General features: G+C 72.5%; 2 protein-coding genes. Both read left to right on the forward strand.

Going from position 1 to position 3,384, the window contains the following annotated elements; translation table 11 throughout:
* Positions 1-999, forward strand: a 999-nt coding sequence (gene malQ, locus B8460_RS13925; RefSeq protein WP_048862213.1) for a 4-alpha-glucanotransferase, incomplete at its 5' end; no start/stop codon positions are given.
* A gap of 119 nt (positions 1,000-1,118) precedes the next feature.
* Positions 1,119-3,384: malto-oligosyltrehalose synthase (gene treY, locus B8460_RS13930; protein WP_048862214.1), on the forward strand; the 2,266-nt coding region annotated here is incomplete at its 3' end.

The following is a 3,384-nucleotide window of genomic DNA, read 5'->3' on the forward strand; positions in this document are numbered from 1 at the left end:
CTCGCGGCGGCGCAGGCGGCGGCGCGACAGGCGGGGATGCCGATCGGCCTGATTTCCGATCTCGCGGTCGGCACCGATGGCGGCGGCAGCCATGCCTGGAGCCGGCAGGACGAGACGCTGATCGGCCTGTCGATCGGCGCGCCGCCGGACCTGCTGAACCTGCGCGGCCAGGACTGGGGCCTCGTCGCCTTCTCCCCCGCCGGGCTGCGCCGCCACGGCTACCGCGCCTTCATCGAGATGCTGCGCGCGGCGCTGCGCCACGCGGGCGGCGTGCGGATCGACCACGCCATGGGATTGGCCCGGCTATGGGTGCTGCCGCAGGGCGCGCCGGCGACCGAGGGCGCGTATCTGCACTTCCCGTTCGACGACCTGCTGCGCCTCGTCGCCCTCGAATCGTGGCGGCATCAGGCGATCGTGCTGGGCGAGGATCTCGGCACCGTCCCGGAGGGATTTCAGGACCGTCTGGCCGGCACCGGCGTCCTCGGCATGCGGGTGCTGCCGTTCGAGCGGACGGCCGACGAGCGGTTCAAGCCGCCCTCCGACTGGACACCCACCGCCGCCGCGATGACGAGCACGCACGACATCGCCACCCTGGCCGGCTGGTGGGGCGGACGCGACATCGGCTGGCGCGCCGATCTCGGCCTGCTCGGCGACCGCGAGGCGGAGGAGACGCTGCGCCAGCGCGACCGCACCTGGCTGTGGCAGGCGATGCAGGAAAGCGGCGCGGCCGCTGGCGGCGAGCCGGGGGCGTGGGACACGTGGCCGGTGATCGACGCGGCGATCGCCCATCTCGGCCACAGTGCCTGCGACCTCATGCTGCTGCCGGTCGAGGACGCGCTCGCGTTGCAGGAACAGCCCAACCTGCCGGGCACGCTGCACGAGCATCCGAACTGGCGGCGGCGTCTCCCGGGACCTGCCGCGACCATCCTCGATGCGCCGGAGGTCGCCGCCCGCCTGTCACGTCTCGACCGCATACGGCCCCGCGGACGCAGCGCCTAAGCGCGCACCGGCAATCTTTCGCGCCCCTGACGCGTCTGACCTCTGCCGCACCTGCCGGAACGACCGGATCGCCGTACGTCATCCCGACGGACGGAAGGCGGGCGATAGGAGAGAGACGCATGCTGCGCGCGACCGCCCGTCTGCAATTCCATCGCGATTTCACGCTCGACGACGCGCGCGCGCTGGTGCCCTATCTGGCCGAGCTTGGCGTGAGCCATCTCTACGCGTCGCCGCTGCTGAAGGCGCGGCCGGGCTCGACGCACGGCTACGACATCGTCGACCATCACGTCATCAACCCCGAACTCGGCGGCGAGGACGCGCTGCGCAGGCTGGTGGACGCGCTGCGCGAGCACGGACTGGGGCTGATCCTCGACATCGTGCCCAATCACATGGGCGTCGGCGGCGCGGACAACGCGTGGTGGCTCGACGTGCTCGAATGGGGACGCGCGAGCCCGTACGCGCATTATTTCGACATCGACTGGGACCCGCCGGATACGACCCTGCGCAACAAGCTGCTCGCCCCGTTTCTCGGCGCGCCATACGGCGACGTGCTGGCCTCCGGCGCGATCGCGCTGCGCTTCGATCCCGACGACGGACGCCTGTTCGTCGCGGTCTATGACGAGCATCGCTTCCCGCTCGATCCGCGCACCTATGGCAGCGTCCTGCGCGGCCATCACGACGCGGCGGCTGCGTTCGAACGCCTCGGCGTCGGGCGCGAGGCCCGCGCCCGCGCGCAGGCCGGGCGCGCATTGCTGCGCGCCCGCCCCGAGGGCATCGACGCCGCGCTCGTGCCCTATGACACGGCCACCGAGGACGGACGGGCGGCGCTGCACCGGCTGCTGGAGCGGCAGAATTACCGTCTCGCGTGGTGGCGGGCGGCGGCGGACGAAATCAACTGGCGGCGCTTCTTCGACATCACCAGCCTCGCCGGCGTGCGGCAGGAGGAACCAGGCGTGTTCGAGGACACGCACGCCAAGGTGCTGGCGCTGTACGAGGAAGGGCTGATCGACGGCGTGCGGATCGACCATGTCGACGGCCTTGCCGATCCGCGCACCTATTGCCGCAAGCTGCGCCGGCAGATGCAGACGCGCGCCGAGAGCCGCCCCGCCGGTCTGTCGCGCGATCCGGTGATCTGGATCGAGAAGATCCTGGCCCCGCATGAGCAGCTCTCGCGCGCATGGCTGACGGACGGGACGACCGGTTACGATTTCATGGATCAGGTGGCGGGCGTCCTGCACGACCCGTCGGGCGAGGCGGCACTGACCGCGCTGTGGGCGCGCGAGACCGGGCGCCCCGGCGCGTTCGAGGAGGAGGCGCGGCCGGCGCGACGGGGGATCGTGCGGGAGATCCTGTTCAGCGAACTGGCGGCGACCGCCGCCGCCCTGCACCGCATCGCGCGCCGCGACCTCGCCACCCGCGACCACACGCTGACCGCGATCCGACGCTGCCTGCAGGAAGTGCTGGTGCATTTCCCGGTCTATCGCATCTACGCCGGCATCGGCGGCATCGACGAGACCGACCGGCGGGTGCTGGACTGGGCGATGGCGGGGGCGCGGCGGACGGTGCGCAGCGCCGATCTGCCGCTGCTCGACCTGATCGACGCCTGGCTGTCGGGCGCGGGCATGCGCGAGACCGAGGCCGGGCCGCGGCGGCAGGAGCGGCTGCGGGCGATGGTGCGCTTCCAGCAGCTTTCGGCGCCGACGGCGGCGAAGTCGATCGAGGATACCGCGTTCTATCGCTACGGCCGGCTGATCTCGCGCAACGAGGTGGGCAGCGAGCCGGGGCAGTTCGCGCTGTCCCCCGCCGCGTTTCACGCCGACGCGCGCGCCCGCAGGCGGCATTTCCCGCGCGCCCTGCTCGCCACCGCGACGCATGACCACAAACGCGGCGAGGATACGCGGATGCGCATCGCGGTGCTGTCGGAGTTGCCCGAGGCGTGGGAGGCGGCGGTGCAGCGCTGGACGCGCCTCAATGCGCCGCTGCGCCGCGACATCGACGGCGGCCCGGCGCCGGAGCCGGCGGACGAGCTGATGCTGTACCAGACCCTGGTCGGGGCCTGGCCGCCCGACCTGTCGCCCGACGACGACGCGGGGCGCGAGGCGTTCCGCGAGCGCGTCGCCGGCTGGCAGCTCAAGGCGCTGCGCGAGGCCAAGCTGCGCACCGGATGGACCGCACCCGACGAGGAGTACGAGCGCGCGTGCGCCGATTTCCTCGCCGCCGTCCTCGACCCCGGCCGGGCGACCCGGATCGTCCACGAGATCGCCGCCCTCGCCGCCCGCATCGCCCCCGCAGGCGTGGTGAACAGCCTGGCGCAGACGACGCTGCGGCTGACCTCGCCGGGCGTGCCGGACCTGTATCAGGGCACCGAGTTCTGGGATTTCTCGC

Source organism: Acidisphaera rubrifaciens HS-AP3, from assembly GCF_000964365.1.
In the GTDB taxonomy this organism is placed as follows: Bacteria; Pseudomonadota; Alphaproteobacteria; order Acetobacterales; family Acetobacteraceae; genus Acidisphaera; species Acidisphaera rubrifaciens.